Consider the following 21,136-nt stretch of genomic DNA (forward strand, 5'->3'; position numbering starts at 1 on the left):
GCGCAAAGATGAACCTGCTTGCTCCAAAAAGCAAAGGAGATGCAAGAAAGGAAGAACTCTCATGGACCGCAAGAACAATGGGTCCCACAGCAACACGCCTGAGCCCATCCCACACTCGTTTCTTGATCCGCTGCTTGCAACCAAGTTCCTTCCCCCGACCTCCTCTCATAAGATCATTGCTCGCCCCCATCTCCTGGCCCTGCTCAATGCTGGCCTTCGTCAACGCCTCATTCTCATCGCCGCCGCCGCTGGCTTTGGGAAGACCACACTGCTTGCTAGCTGGATTCGTTCGCTTCCCCCCGGTCACCCGCCAGTGGCCTGGGTGTCGCTTGACGCAGGCGACAACGCCCCCTTTCGGTTTTGGACCTATGTGCTGACGGCGCTGGAACACTGTCAGCCCGGGCTCTCGCTGCTGCCTTTTGCGGCCCTGCACGATACCCCGCAACCCTCCTGGCAAACGATGATCACGGAACTAATCAATGGCCTTGCGAAGCTGCGCGAATCCCTGGTGCTGGTGCTGGACAATTATGAGGAGATTACAGAGCCAGCGATCCACGCCCTGCTTTCCTCGCTGCTCACGCACCTGCCACCTACTCTCTGTGTGGTGCTGGCAACACGGACGGATCCCCCTTTTTCCCTTGCTCGGCTGCGTGCTCGGGCACAGATCCTGGAATTACGCAACGAGCAGTTGCGTGCAACCAGCGAGGAGATGACTGCCTTTCTGCACGATGTAATGGATCTTCGGCTTCCCGAGCAGAACATCCAGGACGTGGACGCACGCCTGCAGGGCTGGTGGGCGGGCATGCAAATGGCGGCGCTCGCCGTTAAGGGGAAGGCGCCCCCTCACGATCTGCTGCAAGTGTGCCAGGGAAACCAGCCCGATCTTTTCGAGTATCTGGTGCAGGAGGTGCTGAACCGCCAGCCCGAGCAGGTGCAGACTTTCCTCCTGCGAACGTCCATCCTCCCTCGCCTGTGCAACTCCCTGTGTAATGCGGTCCTGGAGCAGCAGGACAGCCAGCTTTTCCTGGAGGAAATAGAACGGGCCAATCTCTTTTTGAGTCCCTTGGATGACCAGCGCCAGTGGTATGCCTACCACCCCCTCTGGGCCTCGGTCCTACGTGCTCAGTTGGAGCAAACTGCTCCCACCGAGGCGCTGCTACTGCATCTGCGGGCCAGTCAGTGGTATGCCGCACATCAGATACGCAGCGAAGCGATCCAGCACGCGCTGCAGGCGCACGAGTGGTCCTGGGCAGCGTGGCTTCTGGAACAGATCCCTAGTCAGGACATCTGGGGTCGGTTCAAGGACGCGTTGCTCCGTTCCTGGATTGAGCAACTTCCCCGCGAGGTCGTGCGCGAGCGACCTCGTTTATGCCTGGCCTCTGCCCAGAGCCTGTTCTGGATCGCGCCTCCTGAGGTCATCGAAAGCTGGGTGCGCGATGCCAGAAGCGCCTGGACACGAGTCCATCAGCGGGAAGAACAGACCGGTAGTGTGCGAGGCAGATACGAACCAGAGGCACCCACATCTCTGCTGGGAGAAATCGCCGCCTTGCAGGCCACAATTGCCAGCTTCCATCATGGGGATGCAGGAGCAACGCGAGCTTTCTGCCAGGAGGCGCTCACCCATCTTGAGGAGCAGCAGTGGAGAACACGGCTCCAGATGACGTTTGCCCAGGCTCGGGCGAACATAGCTCAGGGAGATATCGAGCGTGCGACGCAGCAACTGCAAGCCGGATTGAGCCGGATCAAAGCGGAGGGGGATCGAGTACTCGAGAGTATCTACTTGTGCGAGGCAGTCTGGGAAAAAATGCTGGCGGGGAAATTGCACCTGGCATGGCAATGGAGCCAGCAGGCGATCCACGCGCTCCAAACCCTTGAGGGGTATCTCCCAGCTCAGGTATGTTGGCCCTATACCTATCAAGCCAGGATCTTGCATGACTGGAACCGCTTAGAGGACCCTGGCTGAACAGGCGATCCAGCTGGGCGAACAGACCGAAACGCTGGCGTTTTTACCTGTCGGATATACCATATTGTTGCGACTTGCTCTCTCGCAAGGGAGATGGGAGGAAGCCAGAAAGGTCTCGCAACAACTCGAATACGTCGGGAGAATCATGGCATCGCCGTATCGCGTAGTTGTCTGGGGCTACGTCGATCAGATGCGTTTCTGGCTGGCATGTGGCGACCTGGAACGGGCACGACGCTGGGTAAGAGATCTCCAGCGGGAAGCGCCGCTGGTTTCTCCTCTGGCTCTGGAGCGGCAAAGCGTTGCGTTCGTCCGCCTGCTGCTTGCCGAATCTCAACCGGAGCAGGCCTTGGGCCTGCTTACCCCCCTGGTAGAACGGGCCACAGCCACGCAGCGGTGGTACCAGGTGCTGGAAATGTGGCTTTTGCAGGCGCAGGCGTATCAGATGCTCCATCGGCAGCGAGAGGCATTGGCACGGCTTTCGCAAGCGGTGCATTTAGGCGCATCCGAAGGCTACATCCGTCGCTTTGTGGACGAAGGAACACGTATAGCTGCATTACTCTCCCAACTCAGAGAACAGGAGTCCCAGGAGAAAGATTTCCCGTATCTGGAGACGCTGTTGCGTGCGTTCAGCCAGCAACCGGTAGCCCAACCACCCCGCCTGAAAAGCGAGCCATCCCCGACGTTGCTGGACCCGTTGAGCGAGCGCGAACAGGACGTGTTACACCTGCTCGCACGCGGTGCCTCGAACCAGGAGATCGCGGAAACATTGGTGCTTGCCATCGACACCATTAAGCATTATGTCAGTAATATCCTCAGCAAACTCGAAGTCACCAATCGCACCCAGGCGGCTGCACGAGCGCGGGCTCTTGGTCTCCTTTCCCAGGAAGAGTAAGCCTTTTTGCAACACAACTTTGGCGGTTGCGCTCTTTAAAGGCGAGGGAATGCGCTTTCTCGAATAAGGGTATTGTCAACTTGCTGAAAAGCTGGCATACTGAATTTCATGAATACATCAACACCTGCTCCATCTGCTTCCCTTTACAAAGGTTTTCGCTTTCCACCTGAAATTATCAGTCATGGCGTCTGGCTCTATTTTGCTTTTCGCTCAGTTTTCGTGATGTGGAAGAGCTTCTGATGCAACGTGGGATTGTCGTCACCTATGAAACCGTGCGACAATGGTGCCTCACATTTGGTCAAACGTATGCTAACGAGTTGCGTCGTCGTCGCCCCCGTTGTGGCGACAAGTGGTATATGGATGAGATGCTTCTCACCATTCGTGGCAAGAAGCACTCCCTCTGGCGAGCAGTGGATCAGGACGGCAATGTGCTCGATATTCTTGTCCAAAGCCGACGCAACAAAAAAGCGGCGAAACGCTTCTTTCGTAAACTGCTGAAAGGACTCCAATACGTCCCTTGTGTCATCATCACTGATAAGCTCAGAAGTTACGGGGCGGCGAAACGCGAGATCCTGCCTGGTGTGGAGCATCGTCAGCACAAACGCTTGAACAATCGAGCAGAAAACTCACACCAACCCACCCGACTGCGCGAAAGGAAGATGAGGCGCTTCAAATCAACCAGACAGGCCCAACGCTTTCTCTCCGCTGATCGCGCCCCATTGCTGGGCATTTTCAACCGCGACGGCACCGTTTGCGTGCCGGAGAATACCGTACCATTTTCCAGGACCGCTTCCAGCAATGGAATGAGGTGGCTGGAGTCAAGCAGATTGCATAACGATCTATCTTCCCCAGTATTTCACTGCCTTGCCGTCTTTTTCTCCTTTATAGCTCAATAATACACTGCATTCCTACAAGCAAGTTGACAATACCAATGCTATCTAGAACTGAAAAATCCGGGAAATATGGATATCGTGCTAGCCACAGCAGAGCAAAATACAGTATTATAGATAAAAGGCTGTGCTTTTAAAGGGATACGTCGGGCATATCATTCAGAAAGGAGAAAGGAAAAGTCAGATGTTCATTCGCCGCACATTTACGGGGAAAAGCAGGGAAGCGCACTCTGAAAAAATGCGTAGCGTAGAACAACGCTTTCGTACGCTTGTCGAATTTAGTTCAGAGGGCATCAGGCTTCTCGATCTCCATGGGCAGGTCCTTTACACGAATACCACCGCCGCACAACTACTCAACCAGTCCTCCTCCAACACGCTATCTATTAGCCTCTATGATGTCCTCTCTCACATTGATAAGCAAGCAGTAGCTAAGGCTTTTGAACGGGCTACTACTGCTCCAGGCCTATCGGCAAAGGCGCAGTATAGCATCACTCAGGCCGATGGAACCACGCGCTGGCTAGAAGAAACCTACGTCAACAGGCTCAATGTACCGGACCTGGCAGCCATTGTTGCTACATTGCGCGATATTACTGAGCAAAAACAGGCTGAGCTAGAGCGAGAAACCAGGCTACAAGAAAGGGGGTATGTACTAGCACAAATACAGCAGATACAGACAGAAGAGGCACGCCTGCAATTACAAGATTTTGTACAAAAACTGGTTATCGAGCAGGATATGTTGCGCGAGCGCGAGGCACAGGCTCGTACAACTGCCGAACTGACTTCAGACTACGCCTATGCCTACCACTTCCGCCCCGATGGGACGATTAAGCGAGAGTGGACTACCAGCGCCTTTATGGCTTTGACGGGTTTTGAACCCGAGGAGTTCGACGAACGCGGCTGGGAGCAGTTCATCCATCCAGATGATAAAGAACAGGTTGAGGAGCGCCTGCGAACCGTGCTTGCGGGCTTATCCGATGTGCGCGAGTGGCGCACCACAACCAAGCAGGGTGAGATACTCTGGCTACGCGACTACTGCCGCCCTATACTCGATCCGGAAACGGGTGAGGTCGTGCGCGTCTACGGCGCAGTCCAGGATATCACCCAGCGTAAAGAGGCTGAGCAGCAGAAAGATGATTTCATTGGCATGGCGGGTCATGAGTTACTGACGCCTCTTACCTCAGTCAAAGCATATGTACAGCTTGCGCGACGCGGCTTGCAACGCCTGGCCGATCCAAACTTTAGCGAGACGGAGAACATAACCCGAATCGATGACCTGCTTGAGCGGATAGAGCACCAGGTGCAGGTTCAGACGCGCCTGATAAGCGACCTGCTCGATGTCTCGCGCATCACTGCCAATAATTTAGAGTTGCATTTTGATGTCTGCGACCTGGTCAAGGTCGTACGAGAGGTAGTCACCGATCAACAAGCTGTCAACATCAACCGACCCTTTAATCTTAAGCTACCCGAGGCCGACACGCTGCCAGTCATTGCCGACGCAGACCGGATAGGGCAGGTACTCAATAACTATCTCACTAACGCACACAAATACTCAGATGATAATAAACCTATCGAGGTGCGCCTGGAGATAGAGCGTGAGTTTGTGCGTATCTCGGTTCAGGACGAGGGGCCAGGCCTGACGCCCTATGAGCAGCAGCGTATCTGGGAGCGCTTCTATCAGACTCCAGACAAGAAGATCCAGCATGGGCAACGCCCCGGCCTGGGCCTGGGCCTCTACATCTGCCAGACCATCATCAGCAAGCATAATGGGAAGGTTGGAGTCACAAGCCAGCGTGGCACAGGCTCGACCTTCTGGTTCACGCTGCCCATAATTCAGCAAGGCGATTGAGCCCATGCCAGCATAGACCCTATAGAGGGATGGTATACCACTCGGAGGCGATAGTCAGGCCTGCGTCGCTTAGCATGGAGCGTTTGTCGTGGTCAAGGTGGGCGCAGACAACGACGATCTGGGCCGCGCCTCGCTGTTTTGCCTCCTCCATAACGGCCTCCAATAATTTTCGCCCGTAATGCAGCCAGTCCTCGTGCGCTGCGACACAAAAATCATCGACACTACACGTCAGGCCGGGTACGTCATAGACAGGCGGCGAGGGTACAAAATTCGCGATTCCGAAGCCAATGACCTCTCCGTCTCGCTCATAAACCAGTGTAACGATATTTTCACGCTGAACTAGCTGCGCGAACCAGGCGCTCTGCTTCTCGCGCGCATCCGTAGCAGGTTTCCAAAAGACAGGCTGATAGTCTGCATACTCCTGGCGCCTCTGCTCCGCGAGATCAAGCATACGTGACACATCGTCAGCGCTAGCATTCCTGATGGTTTCGCTCAAAATCGCTTCTCACTTTCACTGGCAGAGCGCGGGTGATACAGAAAGCATCATCCGTGCTCTTACTGATTAAAAAAGCAAACGTCTAAGCAGGACACTCATCGAGGACGGGATCTGGAGTAACCTGCGTTCCTTCGGGGGCGGGAAAGGGCTGTTTGAAGGTAAAGGCAAAGGCTGAGGGGCCGTGAGCTTGCAGATGCTCCAGGCGCGCCTTCGCCTCTGTGACTGACGGTATATGCCCTTCTAGCACCCACCAGAGCGTGGTGTATACGCCTTCGAAGCGCTCAAACCACTGCCGGCGCTGCTGCAAGACCTGGCGATGCGCGCTGGTATAGACATAATCCGCAAGCGCCGGAAGCGACGCCCAGACCGAGAGATTGACCAGGATTGCATTATCATCAAAGGGGCGAATGGCGGTGGCGTCGTCCTCCTCAGACTGCAAACGCCAGATAAAACCAGGGCTATGATCTGCCAGGGCATTAATTGGATCAAGCTGGGCAACAAATTCCGCCATCAGGGGATCGCTCAGGGGGGCGCGCATACGCGCAACATTGACCTGGGCCAGGTGGTACATGTACAACTCCTTCACACTTGAGGCTTTATTCTAGATATATTTATACATAGCAATAGTATACAACAATGCCTGTATAGCCTCCTGAGAAGCAGCCGCTCAATATTTGGAGAGCAAGTAGTAAATGCCTTACCAAGTGAGCAGGTCTGGCCATCAAACGTGGAACATTGCCCCGAATGTTGAGCACCGAGACACACGTTTCCTGGGAAAACCGCTCTTCATCTGGCTTCTTTCACCAAAAACTTGTAAATAGCAATGCTACCTCTTTTGCACCTTCATTCCCAATTGTTGCATCTCATATTCCAGTGTCTCTGGCAGACCCTGCTCCAACGTGCGCGGCGCATAGCCCAGTTCTCGCTGGGCCTTCTCGTTGCTGCCCAGGTAGCTGACACCCGCGCTGCTGCGGATGCTCTCCGCGCTGTAGGGTTCTGGCAGCGGGAACATGGCATCAAGGAGTCCGATCATCGAGGCTAGTGCCTTCATCATCCGGGGTGCTGGATGCAGACGCGGGGCTCGCACGTCGCTGATCTGTTCTTCCAGGGCGAATGCTTCAATCACGCTGTACTTCGGCCCGGCAATGATATAGCTCTCGCCAACTTTCCCTCGTTCCATGGCCAGCAGATGCTCGTGCGCCGTATCATCCACATGTGTCCAGCAATATGTCGTGCCGCTGGCGTGCGCGCCAACGTGATGACCTCATGCCCTGCCGCAAGCAGTTGCCGTACCACGCGCCCGCCGATAAAGCCGGTGGCGCCCGTCACAAAATATTTCATGCGACATTCGACTCCTTTGATGCCTCGTCAAAACCCTTTTCGGGGGCACATGAATCTCATGGCGCCCCCTGTGGGTTGAGCAAGGCTACCGGATCTTTCATGGTCACCAAATCGTTAGGGGCGAGGTGGGAATCCCGCTGGCTCAAACACTTCGATGAGGTTGCCTGAAGGATCTTCAATCCAGATTTGCTGCCCTCCTGGCCCCTTGACAATGTCATCTCGACGGAAGGATACCCCTGCCTGTTTGAGCGTCTCCATCACGGCTGGCAGATGCTCCACCTCGATGACCAGGCGGTTCCAGCCGCCTGGGGAGGGGCGCTGCCCGTCAGGCAGAGAGCGGGCCCCAGAGCTTTGCGGGCCGCTGAGCAGGAGATGGAGATCTCCTCGCGTCACTAAGGCCATCGCCGGACTGGCGTTGTGTTCCAATGTAAATCCCAAATGGCGCGTGTAGAAGGTGATCGCTTGATCTACATCCTCAATCATATAGCGAATGCGTGCCATATCTTTCTCCTTTTCTTCAAGAACCATGTTCCTTCGATGAGTCCTTTACAGGGACCCTTTCCTCGACTTGGTGTCGCAAAGGTCCTTCTCGTTTCCAGCCCCGAGCCGAGTTGAGAGGCGCTCAGCTTGCGGTCTTCTGTCCCGGAACCGTCTCCTGGCGCTCTCGCTCCAGCAAGGTGAGCAACAGTCGAATGCGCACGTCTAGCTGGCTAGCCAACTGATCGAAGACCTGTTGTCGCTCCGCTTCCGATCCTTCTGCTTTCGTAGGGTCGGGCAAACTCCAATGAATCGGCGACGAGTCTAGCCAGGTGGGACACCGCTCGCGAACCCGATCACAGAGCGTGATCACGCGATCAAACGGCTGGCCCACAAACATCTCTAAGGATTTGGGCACGGACTGGCTCATCTGGACGCCCCATCGGGCAAGCGTGCGGATCGCCAACGGATTAACTGCTTGGGCAGGATGACTACCGGCACTCAACGCCTGGACCTGTCCCTGGCTCAGGTGACCCACCAGCGCCTCGGCCATCTGAGAGCGGGCGCTGTTGCTTGTACAGAGAAACAGGAGACGCGGTGGAGAACCGTCAAAGTGCCATTGTGTGCGCTGCGCGGGGGGGATCTCTTCCCCAAGGCTCGGATGGAGGCTTGAGGACGCTTGCAGGTAGAGCGTGTGTAGGCGTTGCAGATCCAGGCTGTAGTAAAACGAGCGTTCATCAGCAGTGCTGCGTCGCTCATGAACCAGACCCGCCTGGCGAAGCTGGCGTAAGTGGTAGGACACCAAATTGAGTGGCTGCTTTACCTGCGCAACGAGTTCGGCCACACGGTAATCACTCTGTGTGAGCTGTTGGAGTAACGTCCACCGCAGATCATGCGCCAGCAGTTTCAGCACCGACGGCGCTGGCTGTTCCATCGTCTGCATCATTTTCCTCCAATCTCATTTGAAGCAATCCAATTTAAGGTAAATATACCCCAGTGGGATTGAAAAGTCAAGAGAGAAGGTCTGTGGCTCTGGAGGAGACGGCCTCATGGTGGGGTCTCGCGTGAGCCAGCCGCCCATGCTTGTAACCACTGATGATCTCGCGGCCGCGCGTTCGGGAAGGGATCAGATCTCGTGAGAACTCATACGCAGCCCTCCCACAACACACGGGACAGTCACCAGCTGTTCTCTGACCTTGCCTTTTTTTGAGGAGACGTGCTATAGTTCTATTAAATATATTTGCTTCAAATGGAGTTGGATTAAATGGATCATGCATCCGAGGCAAGGGTCTCTCCAAGAAGAAAGCCCTTCTTTCGGCGAAGCGGAGAGCACAGGGGACGAAAAAGATGTGGTTCCCCCCTATTCGTTCCAGGACCTATCGTTCAGTTGTGTACGTCAAACAGAAAGGATACCCTCCCTTGACTGTCAACAATCGCTCTATCGTGAGAAACGTATCGACCTACGTTCTTTGGATTCTGGTTGTGGTTTATGCAGTGGTTAAACTAGTCAGTACCCTACGGCTAAAGCCGAGGGCTTGGAGTTGTGTCTGAACTCCACCGCAATTCAGCATACCGTTTCAGGCGTGCGGCTTTGGCTTCATCGTCCGACACAGAAGGCGCGTACTGACAAGAGGCCCGTTCCTATCCAGTCTTGCCGGATAAGAAGCGTTCGCATCGCAATGTTTCTTGCACCAACCAGATCGGCATGGAGCGTGTACTGACAATTCTGACAGACGAAGAGCAGGCCCTTGTTGGGTCTATTCTCTTTGCAGGTGTGCCCACATTTGGGGCACGCTTGCGAGGTAGAGTTGGCATCGACCTTGATCGCCATACTTCGATGCAAGAGCGCTTTATAGGCAATCATGCTATGCAACTCAGCGAAGGACCATTTGGAGAAGGTACGATTGGCTTTTCGCTGTTTTGCATTTTTGCCTTTGCGTCGTTTGGTACGCTCTCGAATGTCTGTCAGATGCTCCAGTCCAATCAAGCTTTGAGGGTGCTGTAGGACAATCCGCTTACTCACGACATGATTGGTATTCTGCTTCAACCGTCTCTCTCGTCCACTGATGGCAACGAGCCTTCTTGTCGCTGAACGAGTGCCTTTCTTTTGCAGACGTTTTCTCAGTCGTGCGGAGTGGTTTGCCTTGGGGACAATCTGTTTGCCTGAATGGAAGGTGCAATCCCCTTGCATCGTCGCCGTGACGGCAAGGTATCGCATCCCCACATCCACTCCGGCGACCTGCTTGTGTGTTTCAGGTGTAGGATCAGCCGTCTCAATTTCAAGAGAGACAAGGAGGTAAAATTGTTTCTTGGGCTTGTCATACCAGAGTTTCGATGCACCAATCTCCGCTCCACGCTGGATCAATGCCACATGCTTATTGTAGCCAGTATAGGGCACGATAACACGTCCCTCAAGGGTCAGGATGCTCACCTGCTGCTCTTTCTTGAAGGTGTAGTCTTTCTTGTACTGATAGGTCAACGTGGGGGAGATGAACTTGGGAGCCTTATCAAGCCCTTTGTAGCGTTTCTTGGTCTTCCCTTCCTTACGATGAACAGCATTGTTCTTGACCTTTGTCCAGAGGGTTTTATACGAGGCACCAACTTGGCGAGGAACAGAACAGGCCATTTGCGAAGGCAGATGAAAACGGAGGCGGATCTCTTCGTAGGTGGCATCTTGCAAACGAACAGCATTGCTCATCTTGCCATGCGCAAAGGCGTACTGGCTCACATAGTTGAGAGAATCCCGATACGCCAGTTGCGTTGTACGTAATGCCTTGAATTGCTCGGGCGTTGTATTTAATTTGAGTTTCGCTGTTACTACCGTTTGCATACGCTAAATTATACCATAGTTTTCATCTGACTGTCAACAATACATGAGCAGATGAGAGCATGTCTACGGCGTATTCCACCCAAGCCACCGACAAAGGAACGCCGCATTCCTCCCCATGCCTGAAAGGGCAGGGGCATCCTGCGGCGTTTTGGGTGAATCCAGTGTTTCCACTCCATATTCCCACGGCGATCGGGATTTTGTTCCCGATCATTTTTGGGCTGCTTCATGGAGCCTTGCGCTACAAATGGAGCAGCATTCTCACCTTTCTTGTCCTTTGTCTGGTCGTCAGTAATCTTATGGAAAACACCAGTATTCTGACTGGCTTTCCGTTTGGTCACTATTATTACACCGATGCGTATGGCCCCAAGCTCTTTCAGGTGCCTCTGTTGGTCGGCTTTGCCTACTTCCCCGGCTACCTCGCCTGGGTGCTTGCCACGGTGCTGATTGGTGATATTAACCGCAAGTCCAGTGCGTTCACCACGATCGCTGTTCCGTTTATTGCTGCCTTCGGCATGGTCGCCAATGATCTGGGCTTGGATCAACAGTCTCGACGATCAATCATGTCTTCATCTGGGAGCAAGGCGGTGGCTACTTCGGGGTGCCATTCACCAACTACGTGGGGTGGCTCTTCACGGCGTATGTGCTCTTCCAATTGTTTGCCCTCTTCCTGCGTTTTCGTAGGACTGACAGCAAAGAGGAGGCGTCGGCCTTTCCCAAGTCGTACTACGCTCAGGCGATCATCATGTTTGCTGTGGTTGGGTTGGCATATGTTGTGGTCTATCTGTCAGGCAGCGGCGATACGCTGGTCACTGACGCGATGGGGGTGGTCTGGCATACCAGAAGCATTGCTGAGGCGGAAGCTACTGTCAGCATCTTTACGATGATCTTCGTGGCAGCTTTATCAACCGTGAAACTGCTTCAAAGGTCAGCCGCTGTGACTTTCACATCAGTTGAAACAGGATCAGGCAAAACAGCCGCCAGGGAAAGCTCTCCAGCGTTGAAATAACAAGGGAGCTTTGGAAGTCACGCTTTTGTCCATTTGGGAATTTCATGGGCCTGGCACAGATTTGGAGCATCATGCGCGTCAGATCCATGAAATTCCCCCAACGATCCCACTACTTAAGATGCCACCATGTCCTCTTTTTGGGAGGCAAAATGATGTATATGTTGTCAGACCTGGGCGCGGAGGAAGGCCAGGACGAGACGGTTGAACTCGGCAGGTTGTTCCAGGTTGGGGAAGTGGGCGGTGCCGCTGATCGTGGCTTTGCGCGCACGCTTGATATGGGTCGTCATATAGTGGGAGCCGGCGAGAATGTTGCGGTCATCGAGATCTCCTACAATAATCAGGGTTGGGACATGGATCTCTTCCAGGCGTTCCACGGCGGGCGGTTGTAGCTCCTGCTCGGATACGCGGTTGAAGAAGGCGACTTTATTAGCCATGGCGACACGGTTCATGGCTTCGACGCGCTGGATAAGGGCAGGTGGGAAGTGATCGATCCGGCGCTGCACACCAATGAGCCAGTAGCGCGTCTCAAGATCGGCGGCGCGCTTGATATTTCCGGCGCGTACTGCGGCCACGTGCTCCTCCAATAGGGTTTGCGCGGAGGCATCCTCTATATGATATTCATAGCCATTGGGGGTACTGGCTACCACGGTCAGGGAGCGCACACGCTGGGGATAGGCCAGGGCAAAATCCAGGATGGCGCACCCTCCCATGGAGCAGCCTACCAGGTGCGCGGACTCAATATGCAGGTAGTCCAACAAAGCATGGAGGTCCTGGTAGTGTGCATACGTGCCTTCCACCAGTGGGGTCTCGCCAAAGCCGCGCAGGTCATAGCGCACGGCCTGGTAGGTGGCGGCAAAGCTAGCAAACTGCTCGCTCCACATGCTTTTATCGGTGATGCCGTCGTGCAGGAAGACGACTGGCTGGCCCGTGCCTGCGATCTCATAGGAGAAACGTGTGCCATTCAGCGTGGCAAAGCCTACGCGTCCGTGCTCCTCGCTCATAGGTTGTTCCTCACTTTCCTTCTAACGGCCTTCTGGCTTTTAGCATAGCACAAATATGGCTCAGGCAACAAAAAATCCGACTGCGCTGCATCGCCCCACGTATCATAGTGCTCCATCAAACTTCGATTGACGGATTTTGGCGAGAGGCGAAAAGCCAAATTGAGCCAGAGTTTTGCATCAAATGAAGCTTGATAGAGCACGATGGGATGGAGCGCAAAAATGTGAATCACGCCCTGGCGCGAAATTTCGCTTGACAAGAAGGCTGAGTATCTGGTATTCTAGGCTCTAGTAGATAAGAAAAAGGCCCTTGAGCCCAGATGGCTCAAAGATTGAAAGGAGCGTGCCATGATGCGCAAAGAAATCATGTCGTATCAACTGCATCGCGTCTCCGAGAGGGCCATTGCTGCTAGCTGGCGTCTATAAGCCAGCGTCGAGATAAGACCATAAACTGACAGGCCACCTCGTGAAGGTTGGTCTTTTTTATTGTGTGAAAAGAGGCCATGAGCGTGATGCTCATGGCCTCTTTTCGTTGTGAGCGCTTTGTCTGGGGAACAGAGTCCAAGCAAGCTTGGACCCTACACCTGATTGGGTGGACCAGCATAGGCACTCTGAAATAAGAGGTGACACATGCACAACTTTCTAAACAACCACAACAACCACAACAAACAGCCTTTGTCTACATATATAAGCATAAGGAGCAAGCATTGTCTAAGCGAAAATTGTTACGCGCACTCGAAGAGCAGGAAGAACTAGAAGCCTTACAAGAGCAGGCCCAGGAGGCGGCGGACCCCATTCAGACATCGCTAGATTCTTTCTTCGCAGACGGCCTGATTAGCGAGATCCTACATGTTGTGAAAAGTGGCAAGGAGGCGACCGTCTATTGCTGTCGCGCTCATCCCTCGCAGGATGTTCCCTATATCGCAGCCAAGGTCTACCGCCCGCGCAATAATCGCGGCTTCAAGAACGACTCTGTCTACCAGGAGGGGCGCTACGTCGGCGACCAGCGCATCAAGCGCGCCATGAAGAATAAGTCGGGCGTGGGCCGCGAGGCCCAATTCAGCATGTGGATCGCACACGAGTTCACAATGCTCAACGGGCTTTATAAGGCAGGTGCCACCATTCCCAGGCCCATCGCCCATAACAGCAACGCTATCCTGATGGAATACCTGGGCGAGCCCCAGCGGCCTGCGCCCGCCCTCCAGGGTGTACAACTGGCGCCTGACGAGGTATATCCCATCTTCGCCAACCTGATGGACAACATCCAGCTCTTGCTCAAGCATAACGTTGTACATGGCGACCTCTCGGGCTATAACATCTTGTACTGGCAGGGCAAGGCGACCATCATCGACTTTCCCCAGGCGGTCGACCCCCGCTTCAACTCACACGCCTACAACCTGCTACTGCGTGATATCGGCAACATTTGCAAGTATATGACACGCTATGGCTTGCAAAGGGACTCCACCGAACTCACAAATCGGCTCTGGCACCAGTTCAAAAACTCGCTGCTTTGATCAGTATAATTTTTGGGCTGCGATTGACCTTGACTTTCCACACATTTTCAGGTATACTTGTATATAGAATTTGCGAAGGGCCACATCTCTGTGGCCCTTTTTTTTTGCCCTTCTCTTCTCATTCTTCGCCTCAGGTCTCTGGTAGATGTGGTTGGACTGGTTCGGTCATGGCGCGCATCCCTTTTCTCTTCTACTCAGAGGGCGAGATTGCAAGCTGAAACGAGCTCAAAGAGCTGTATACCTGCCGTAGGCCCTGCCGGTGGAGAGCCATGAGGTCCGTCAGGAGGAAGGTGGCGAGGAACGAGCTGGCTCCTATCAAGCTGAAGGCACACCAGGCTGGCAGGGGGAGACGTAGGATGTAGTAGGCGCTGATCACGACGATGGGGAAATGGAGCAGGTACCAGTGGAATGAGGCGCTGCTGCTGTATTTGAGCAGAGGGCATGTCCGGTTCATATGTGTGCTTCCCAGCATCAACAGGGCGATGAGGCTGGACCAGAGGGCGATGCATTGGGTCGCCTGGTAGAGCGTAGAGTTCAGGGTATAGCGAGGTATCAGCAGTTCGCCGCGTAGGAGTCCCATACACCAGAGGGTCAGGAGGGTTCCGGAGCAGAGCACGCTCAGTGCGAGCGCCTGACGTCCCTGCTGGCGCAGCATCTGCTGGATAGTGGAATTGGCGAAGAGCACGTAACCATACATATAGATGAGCAGCCAGCAGGAGGCGTCCGCGAGGCTACAATACTCAGGGAAGGCCGGAAGCAGGGTGAGACGCGTGAGCAGGAGAGGGAAGGCCAGAGTTAACAGCCCGCCGGGAAAGTTGCCCAGGCGCGCGGTCCACGCCCACCCTCTAGCACTCCGCAGCAGGAGGCACAAGGGAAGCGTCAGTAGCGAGAAGCCGAAGAGGTACGCCAGGAACCAGAGATGGTGAATATAGAGAATAATCAGGTACAGTTTCCCTCTGAGCAGGATCTCGCTTAAGAAGTAGGGATAGAAGGCAAAGAGAGAACCTTGATAACTATTATTGCTTACCATCGTCACATAGGCCTGAAGTGGGAAGAGCAGGACGAAACCAAGTGCAAGTGGCATGAAGAGGCGAGAGAAGCGCTCCCTGACGAACTCGGCTGGCGATTTACGTTTTAACGCGAACCAGGTACTGGCCCCTGCCAGGAGAAAGTAGAGGGCCATACACCATTGCGCGAGTGCGGGCAGGAAGGCCGCGAGCGCGTCGCTCTGTAATCCTGGAGCGTTACGGGCCTGGTAGAGATCATGAAACATCTCTACACAGTGGATCAAGACGACGAACATGAATGCAAGCGTTCTAAGCCAGTCAAAATAGTATAGTCTTTGCGTTTTCTGTGCTTCTTTATATACAGTATTCATGATATTGCATCTTCCTTTGCAACTACTGCTCTGTTCAGTTTCATTGAAAGGTATTCATGCCGCCTGCGGCGGCAGGGGAAAGGGTCGCAGAGGGGCTGACGCCCCTCTTCACTCCCCACTTCGCAGGTATCAGGTTGAAAGGTATTCATGCCACCTGCGGCGGCAGGGGAAAGGGTCGCAGAGGGGCTGACGCCCCTCTTCACTCCCCACTTCGCAGGTATTAGGTTGAAAGGTATTCATGCCACCTGCGGCGGCAGGGGAAAGGGTCGCAGAGGGGCTGACGCCCCTCTTCACTCCCCACTTTGGAGATGTGTGCGTTGAGAGGAATAATAGAGGTTAAATGTGAACGGGTTATCGCCAAACTGGAGTAAATTTGTGGCCAAGGTGTGTCAATTATGTATGGGGTAAGAAGGGGCAGTAGACATACTTCTGTAACATCTTTGCCTTATGCTATACACATTCTCGTAATTTCACACTGTATAGCGAGGTCGTCCAATGCAAGCGCAGGAAACCCTTTCAAGCAGCAATAGAGGCCAGGCAAAAATATGGTCCACTGCTGCCTATCTTTTACTCTCATTTCCGTCAGGAATACTGTATTTTGTGGTCCTGGTCATCTTCCTGGGCCTGAGTGTGGGCTTACTCATTGTCTGGATTGGTATTCCCATGCTCATTCTGGGGCTGTATCTAAGCTGGCAATTCGCCATCTTCGAGCGCTACCTCGCTATGCACTGGCTCAATTGCTACATCTCGCCGCTTGCGCTCTCCCGGCAACCCAGACAGAACTGGCTCCAGTATCTCCGCGCGCATCTCACCAATAAGATGACCTGGAAGACGCTGGCGTTTCTCTTGCTCAAATTTCCCCTGGGGATACTCAGCTTTGTCTTCGCTATCCAGGTTCCGATCTTGATGCTGGTACTGGCCTTGATCACGTTCATCCTGGGCTTCGTCTGCACGCCCATACTCTATCTGATACTCGTGGCCCGCAACGCGCCGCTTGTGATACGCTGGCCTGGACGGAGACCGATCTACCTTAACGGCATGAAGGATCTCATACGTTACGTGTTTACAGGCTTTGGCCTGGTGCTCCTGCCCAGGTACATTCTCCTGGGGATGGCCTGGATCTGGCAGCAATTGGGGCGCGCCTTGCTGGGCATGAACAACCAGGACCTCCGTGTCGCCCAGGCAGAGGAACAGGTGAGACGTGAACAGGCCAAAGCCGAGCGCGCCGAGCTGAGCCGCCAACAACTTATCGTCAATGTCTCGCATGAGCTACGGACTCCGGTCGCCAGCATACGCGCCCATCTGGAGGTACTGCTCAAAGCCTGCGCGCACGATGACGGCCTCGTGCTTCAGCCCCAGGAGTTGAGTAATTACCTGGGCATCGCGCATCGAGAAACTGTACGCCTCAGCTCTCTGGTTGAGGACCTGCTCTCGCTCTCGCGCACAGAAGCCGATAAGTTGCGCCTGAATATGGCTTCGGTTCCACCCGGCGAAGTAATTGAAGAAGTCTACCAGGCGCTGCTCCCCCTGGCGCGCAAGGAGCGTATGATTACGCTAGTCCACTCTCTGCCTGAGAGATTGCCACGCGTACAGGCCGATCACCAGCGTCTCACTCAGGTCCTGATGAACCTGGTACGCAATGCCATCACCTATACACCCAATGGGGGCATTATCTCGATCTCGACGCGACAGGAGCACAGTGACTACCTGGTTATCTCGGTCGCGGATACGGGGATGGGCATTCCTGCCGATCAACTGGCGCAGATTTTCGAGCGTTTCTACCGTACGGATGCATCACGCTCACGCTCCTCCGGCGGCTTTGGCCTGGGCCTCTCGATTGTCAAAGACCTGGTAGACGCCATGGGAGGAAAAATAACGGTTGAGAGCCAGGAGGGCGAGGGAAGCTGCTTCCATATTCATTTGCGGCTCGCCCAGGCGATAACAAACTAGCAATAACAACCTGGCAATAACAAGACTAAAGAAAACAAACAATGCCGCATCAATAAGGCCTGGACGCCAGCTCAAGCAGCGTGTACACTAAGCATGGGCTTGGGACCAATTCCCATGTACATTCACATGTTGTTGCGAAGGAGAAGTTGGCACATGGCTCGCGTGCTTGTTGTTGAGGATGAAGTCGCTATTTGTAACCTGATTTGCGCTGAACTGAGCGCCGAGGGGCATACTGTCTACCAAGCCAATGACGGCCTGCAAGCGCTGACCCTGGTTGAGCAGCACCAGCCGCAGCTTATCATCCTCGACTGGATGTTGCCCGGCCTGGATGGCCTCTCCGTTTGCCGCCGTGTGCGCCTGAACTACCTCATGCCTATTCTTATGCTCACCGCGCGCAATGAAGAGATCGATAGGATTCTAGGTCTGGAGGTGGGGGCCGACGATTATATTAGCAAGCCTTTCAGTATGCGTGAGCTTATGGCCCGGGTGCGCGCCATACTACGCCGCGTCGACCTGGACCAGCGCCTGGCCCAGACCCTCCAGCAGGCCCGAACAGAACCCCCAGTGGCGCAAATATCACCCACGATAACACCCACACCAGTCCAGCCCCCTATCATACGCGGACCACTGGAAATCGATCCCAATGCTCGCATTGCCAAACTTCATGGTGAAAGCATCTTACTTACGCCCAGGGAATACGAACTGCTGATTTTACTGGCTTCACATCCTGGGCGCGCCTTTAGCCGCGAGTTCCTACTGCAACAGCTCTGGGGATACGACTACGATGGCTTTGATCGCACCGTCGATACACACGTCACACGCCTGCGCAAGAAACTCGGCGGCGTAGGAGAAAAGATTGTCACCGTCTGGAGCGTTGGCTACCGCTTCGTAGAATAGAGCCAGGGCTATTTAATTCTCCCCTTAACCTTCCTCTAAGGTCTCTGATTCCACCCAACCAGGCAGGTGTTCGACCTTTTCTAGGTCCACATCAAGTTGAGAGGAAAGTTGTGGTTGTATTTATACTAAAAAAGCAGTGGTGTATCAGCAACACTGTTTTGTTTTTCTATCAAAGTTTACCGGTGGTACGTTAGCTATCCATCGTGACCGCCGAGCAAGAAAGGGAAAACGCATGACTACTACGTTACAGCGACCCGTACGCACGCAACTCACCAATGTTGCTTTCAAGAAGACCGCAACCGCCTCCTCCGAATGGAACGATGCATGGAAAGCGGAGTTCGCTCTTGACGGACACCGAGAGGGAGGGGATAGACATGCCTGGGCTCCCAAAAATCGCAATGTGTTACCTGTAGATGAACTGACGTGGTGGCAGGTGGACCTTGGTCGCCTCCATCGGATCTGGGAACTCGACCTCACTACTCTCAGTGATCGTGACTATCCGCTGAGCCGCTACAACTTCGAAATCCAGGCTTCTGAAGATAAGCAGAATATGAGTCATTATCGCGTACTTGGAAGGGTTGATAGCGTCCACAGCCTCCCTATAGCAGGGACCCTGACCCTCGCGTTTGATACCCCTGTCTCTGCGCAATACATTCGCGTTGTCAAGCTGACGACAGAGGCCAATCCCTATTTTGATATGGCGATTGCTGAATTTCGCGTGTGGGCGGAATAAGAAGTCGCGGTGGAAACTTCACATCCAGGTGTGAAGTTTCCATACTCCTGGCTGCATAGTGGCGATGTTATCCGAGTCACTTTCTTCTATACTTTCCAACTATGCTTATGAGCACACTTGTTCCAAACAGAATATTTTTGCTGCACCCATTGCTCCCAGGTAATACGGAACCACGGGCGAGTCATTACAGCAAGCAACGTCTGGTGAAGATTGACTTTGACCCGCTTTGGTGAAGACCTAAAAGGTAAGGATTACTCCATCTGTTGTTCAAAAACGACTGGGTATGAAGAAGCGATGACCTGGCCCCCCTATTTGTACTCTCTACAAAAGTGGTTCAAGCTCAATAGGTCTGGTATGGGCAAAATCAGACCGGAAAGCTGTCCCAAAAAGGATACCTCAACCTTCTTTATGGGTGACGACCATGCGATGGTCATTTCAACCATGCCTCTCTTCGAGGAAGGGGCATGAAACAGGTTGATATTCACCCATCGGAGAGTTACTTCTCCCGATAAAAGGAAGGAATTACATGTATAAGGGGATACGGGTATTGTATATGATCGACGCCTGGCTGTTCCCAGCGGCCATTCTTGTTCAGGTCTTCTTCGCTGGCCTCAGTCTCTTCACTCGGCAGAGCTACTGGGGCGTGCATGACCCCTTCGGTCATATCATCGGTTTTCTCCCTCTGCTCCTGGTCTTACTGACGTACCTGGGACGGCTCCAGCCTCCAGCGAAACGTCTCGCCTGGACCTTGTTAGGCGTCTACTTTATCCAGGCAGACCTCTTGACACTGCTTAGCTCGACTGTTCCGCTGCTGGGTGCCTTGCACCCTGTCCTGGCGCTCGTGCTCTTTGCCCTTGCCCTGACGATCGCGTTCCAGGCACGAGCGCTGGTGGCGGCGGGCATCCAAACTCCCTCTCCTGCGAGGTCTTTCACTATGAGAACCCCTAGCCCAACAATAGAAGAAAGGAACTAGCTATGATTCTGGTTACTGGAGCAACGGGAAACGTCGGACGCGAGGTCGTGAACCTGCTGCTCTCTGGCGGAAATAACGTGGTGGCAGTCACTCGCAACCCCGCCACTGCCGCCTTGCCCGATGGGGCGCACGTGGTCGGCGGCGATCCCTCCCACCCACATACCCTGGCAGCGGCACTGCGCGGCATTGAAACAGTCTTCATCAGTCCACGTGCTCTGGGAGATGCCACAGCCGGGGCCGCGACCGTTGAACTACTCAAGCAGGCAAGCGAGCAGGGCGCACGACGAGTGGTCGTGCTGTCGGCTGTCACCGTGGAGTATGGCGGCGGGTATCAGCGCTTCTCTGACGCCTTCAGGGCTGTTGAGGATGCGGCCAGAGCTTCTGGCTTGCAGTGGACCATCCTGCGCTGCGCTGACTTCGCCTCGAACGCCCTGGCCTGGGCGCCACAGATCCGCCAGGCCGGTGTCGTGCGGGGCGTCTACGGCGATGGAGCAACGGCGACCATCCACGAACGAGATATTGCTGCCGTCAGCGCTCGTGTGCTGGTGGATGCCGCGTACGCGGGGCGCTCCTATGTGCTCACCGGCCCGCAGTCGCTCACCCAACGGGCCAAACTCCGCCTGGTCAGCGCGGCAATTGGCAAAGAGGTGCCCTGGGTGGAAGTCGTCCCCGAGCAGTTCCGCCAGGCCATGCTTGCCCAGGGCCTGCCTGAGGATGTCCCCGACAGGGTGATTGGCTACTGGGCCGACCGCGTTCAGCAGCCGGGACCGTCTTCGGACGCCGTGGAGCAGATTCTGGGCCGTCCCTCGCTCACCTTCGCCCAATGGGCAGCCGAGCACGCTTCTGCCTTCCGAAACTGATAGGTACCCCATTACGACGGGCAACACCGCGTGAGGAAGTTCACTCGCGCTTTGCGCGGTCAGGAGACAACGTGGTGATTGCCCACCAATGA

General features: G+C 54.6%; 19 protein-coding genes and 2 pseudogenes. 12 read left to right on the plus strand and 9 right to left on the minus strand.

Annotation, left to right across the window (positions count from 1 at the left end; translation table 11 throughout):
• The first annotated feature begins 61 nt into the window (after positions 1 to 61).
• The 4 genes and pseudogenes from KRAC_RS31470 (at position 62) to KRAC_RS31485 (ending at position 5,591) form a co-directional block, all read left to right on the plus strand.
• The gene (locus tag KRAC_RS31470; RefSeq protein ID WP_040445415.1) at positions 62 to 1,963 is read left to right on the plus strand and encodes a winged helix-turn-helix domain-containing protein; all 1,902 of its coding nucleotides are present in this window, start codon (positions 62 to 64) and stop codon (positions 1,961 to 1,963) included.
• A gap of 34 nt (positions 1,964 to 1,997) precedes the next feature.
• Positions 1,998 to 2,855 carry a LuxR C-terminal-related transcriptional regulator gene (locus KRAC_RS78495; protein ID WP_274532159.1) on the plus strand — a complete coding sequence of 286 codons (858 nt, stop codon included), beginning with the start codon at positions 1,998 to 2,000 and terminating at the stop codon, positions 2,853 to 2,855.
• A 108-nt stretch (positions 2,856 to 2,963) separates the two neighbouring features.
• Positions 2,964 to 3,690: pseudogene (locus KRAC_RS31480) on the plus strand (IS6 family transposase).
• 293 nt (positions 3,691 to 3,983) lie between these two features.
• Positions 3,984 to 5,591 carry a PAS domain-containing sensor histidine kinase gene (locus KRAC_RS31485; RefSeq protein ID WP_169460969.1) on the plus strand — a complete coding sequence of 536 codons (1,608 nt, stop codon included), beginning with the start codon at positions 3,984 to 3,986 and terminating at the stop codon, positions 5,589 to 5,591.
• A 19-nt stretch (positions 5,592 to 5,610) separates the two neighbouring features.
• Here the strand turns inward: KRAC_RS31485 and KRAC_RS31490 are convergent, their stop codons facing one another.
• From KRAC_RS31490 to KRAC_RS31515, 7 genes are all read right to left on the minus strand, one after another.
• Complete coding sequence (locus tag KRAC_RS31490; protein WP_007914323.1) at positions 5,611 to 6,087, minus strand: GNAT family N-acetyltransferase; 477 nt, start codon at positions 6,085 to 6,087, stop codon at positions 5,611 to 5,613.
• A gap of 82 nt (positions 6,088 to 6,169) precedes the next feature.
• Complete coding sequence (locus tag KRAC_RS31495; RefSeq protein ID WP_007914324.1) at positions 6,170 to 6,658, minus strand: DUF3291 domain-containing protein; 489 nt, start codon at positions 6,656 to 6,658, stop codon at positions 6,170 to 6,172.
• Between the two features lie 255 nt (positions 6,659 to 6,913).
• Positions 6,914 to 7,267 (minus strand): Rossmann-fold NAD(P)-binding domain-containing protein, encoded by a 354-nt coding sequence (locus KRAC_RS31500; RefSeq protein WP_169460970.1) that lies wholly within the window; start codon positions 7,265 to 7,267, stop codon positions 6,914 to 6,916.
• A complete protein-coding gene (locus KRAC_RS71890) occupies positions 7,210 to 7,428 on the minus strand; it encodes an NAD-dependent epimerase/dehydratase family protein (RefSeq protein ID WP_157507372.1) in 219 nt (72 codons plus the stop codon). The genes KRAC_RS31500 and KRAC_RS71890 overlap by 58 nt, the downstream gene beginning before the upstream one ends.
• Positions 7,429 to 7,542: 114 nt before the next feature.
• Positions 7,543 to 7,929: a VOC family protein gene (locus KRAC_RS31505; RefSeq protein ID WP_007914325.1), complete on the minus strand. Its 387-nt coding sequence runs from the start codon at positions 7,927 to 7,929 to the stop codon at positions 7,543 to 7,545.
• Between the two features lie 121 nt (positions 7,930 to 8,050).
• On the minus strand, positions 8,051 to 8,851 hold the full coding sequence (locus tag KRAC_RS31510; protein ID WP_244422373.1) for an arsenate reductase/protein-tyrosine-phosphatase family protein: 801 nt from the start codon (positions 8,849 to 8,851) through the stop codon (positions 8,051 to 8,053).
• A 651-nt stretch (positions 8,852 to 9,502) separates the two neighbouring features.
• A complete protein-coding gene (locus tag KRAC_RS31515) occupies positions 9,503 to 10,735 on the minus strand; it encodes an RNA-guided endonuclease InsQ/TnpB family protein (protein WP_007914331.1) in 1,233 nt (410 codons plus the stop codon).
• A gap of 59 nt (positions 10,736 to 10,794) precedes the next feature.
• Here KRAC_RS31515 and KRAC_RS79825 point away from each other — a divergent pair.
• Both KRAC_RS79825 and KRAC_RS78505 read left to right on the plus strand, forming a co-directional pair.
• Positions 10,795 to 11,214, plus strand: a pseudogene (locus tag KRAC_RS79825) (carotenoid biosynthesis protein); the annotation flags it as partial.
• 89 nt (positions 11,215 to 11,303) lie between these two features.
• The gene (locus KRAC_RS78505; RefSeq protein ID WP_274532160.1) at positions 11,304 to 11,741 is read left to right on the plus strand and encodes a carotenoid biosynthesis protein; all 438 of its coding nucleotides are present in this window, start codon (positions 11,304 to 11,306) and stop codon (positions 11,739 to 11,741) included.
• Between the two features lie 164 nt (positions 11,742 to 11,905).
• On the opposite strand, the gene KRAC_RS31530 is transcribed toward KRAC_RS78505, so the two are convergent.
• Complete coding sequence (locus KRAC_RS31530; RefSeq protein ID WP_007914333.1) at positions 11,906 to 12,742, minus strand: alpha/beta fold hydrolase; 837 nt, start codon at positions 12,740 to 12,742, stop codon at positions 11,906 to 11,908.
• Positions 12,743 to 13,446: 704 nt separating this feature from the next.
• Here KRAC_RS31530 and KRAC_RS31540 point away from each other — a divergent pair.
• Positions 13,447 to 14,253, plus strand: a complete 807-nt coding sequence (locus KRAC_RS31540; RefSeq protein WP_007914335.1) for an RIO1 family regulatory kinase/ATPase domain-containing protein — start codon at positions 13,447 to 13,449, stop codon at positions 14,251 to 14,253.
• A 190-nt stretch (positions 14,254 to 14,443) separates the two neighbouring features.
• Here the strand turns inward: KRAC_RS31540 and KRAC_RS62875 are convergent, their stop codons facing one another.
• Positions 14,444 to 15,631 (minus strand): acyltransferase family protein, encoded by a 1,188-nt coding sequence (locus KRAC_RS62875; protein WP_007914337.1) that lies wholly within the window; start codon positions 15,629 to 15,631, stop codon positions 14,444 to 14,446.
• 495 nt (positions 15,632 to 16,126) lie between these two features.
• Between KRAC_RS62875 and KRAC_RS62880 the strand changes: the two genes are divergently transcribed.
• The 5 genes from KRAC_RS62880 to KRAC_RS31570 all read left to right on the plus strand — a co-directional run bounded on the left by KRAC_RS62880 (position 16,127) and on the right by KRAC_RS31570 (position 21,044).
• Positions 16,127 to 17,581, plus strand: a complete 1,455-nt coding sequence (locus tag KRAC_RS62880; protein WP_007914339.1) for a sensor histidine kinase — start codon at positions 16,127 to 16,129, stop codon at positions 17,579 to 17,581.
• Between the two features lie 153 nt (positions 17,582 to 17,734).
• Positions 17,735 to 18,478, plus strand: a complete 744-nt coding sequence (locus KRAC_RS31555) for a response regulator transcription factor (protein ID WP_007914340.1) — start codon at positions 17,735 to 17,737, stop codon at positions 18,476 to 18,478.
• A gap of 232 nt (positions 18,479 to 18,710) precedes the next feature.
• On the plus strand, positions 18,711 to 19,211 hold the full coding sequence (locus tag KRAC_RS31560) for a discoidin domain-containing protein (RefSeq protein WP_007914341.1): 501 nt from the start codon (positions 18,711 to 18,713) through the stop codon (positions 19,209 to 19,211).
• A 526-nt stretch (positions 19,212 to 19,737) separates the two neighbouring features.
• Positions 19,738 to 20,184, plus strand: coding sequence for a DUF6220 domain-containing protein (locus KRAC_RS31565; RefSeq protein ID WP_007914342.1), 447 nt, complete (start codon positions 19,738 to 19,740; stop codon positions 20,182 to 20,184).
• A 2-nt stretch (positions 20,185 to 20,186) separates the two neighbouring features.
• Positions 20,187 to 21,044, plus strand: a complete 858-nt coding sequence (locus KRAC_RS31570) for an NAD(P)H-binding protein (protein WP_007914343.1) — start codon at positions 20,187 to 20,189, stop codon at positions 21,042 to 21,044.
• Positions 21,045 to 21,136: the final 92 nt, after the last annotated feature.

Origin of the sequence: Ktedonobacter racemifer DSM 44963 (genome assembly GCF_000178855.1) — a bacterium.
Classification (GTDB): Bacteria; Chloroflexota; Ktedonobacteria; order Ktedonobacterales; family Ktedonobacteraceae; genus Ktedonobacter; species Ktedonobacter racemifer.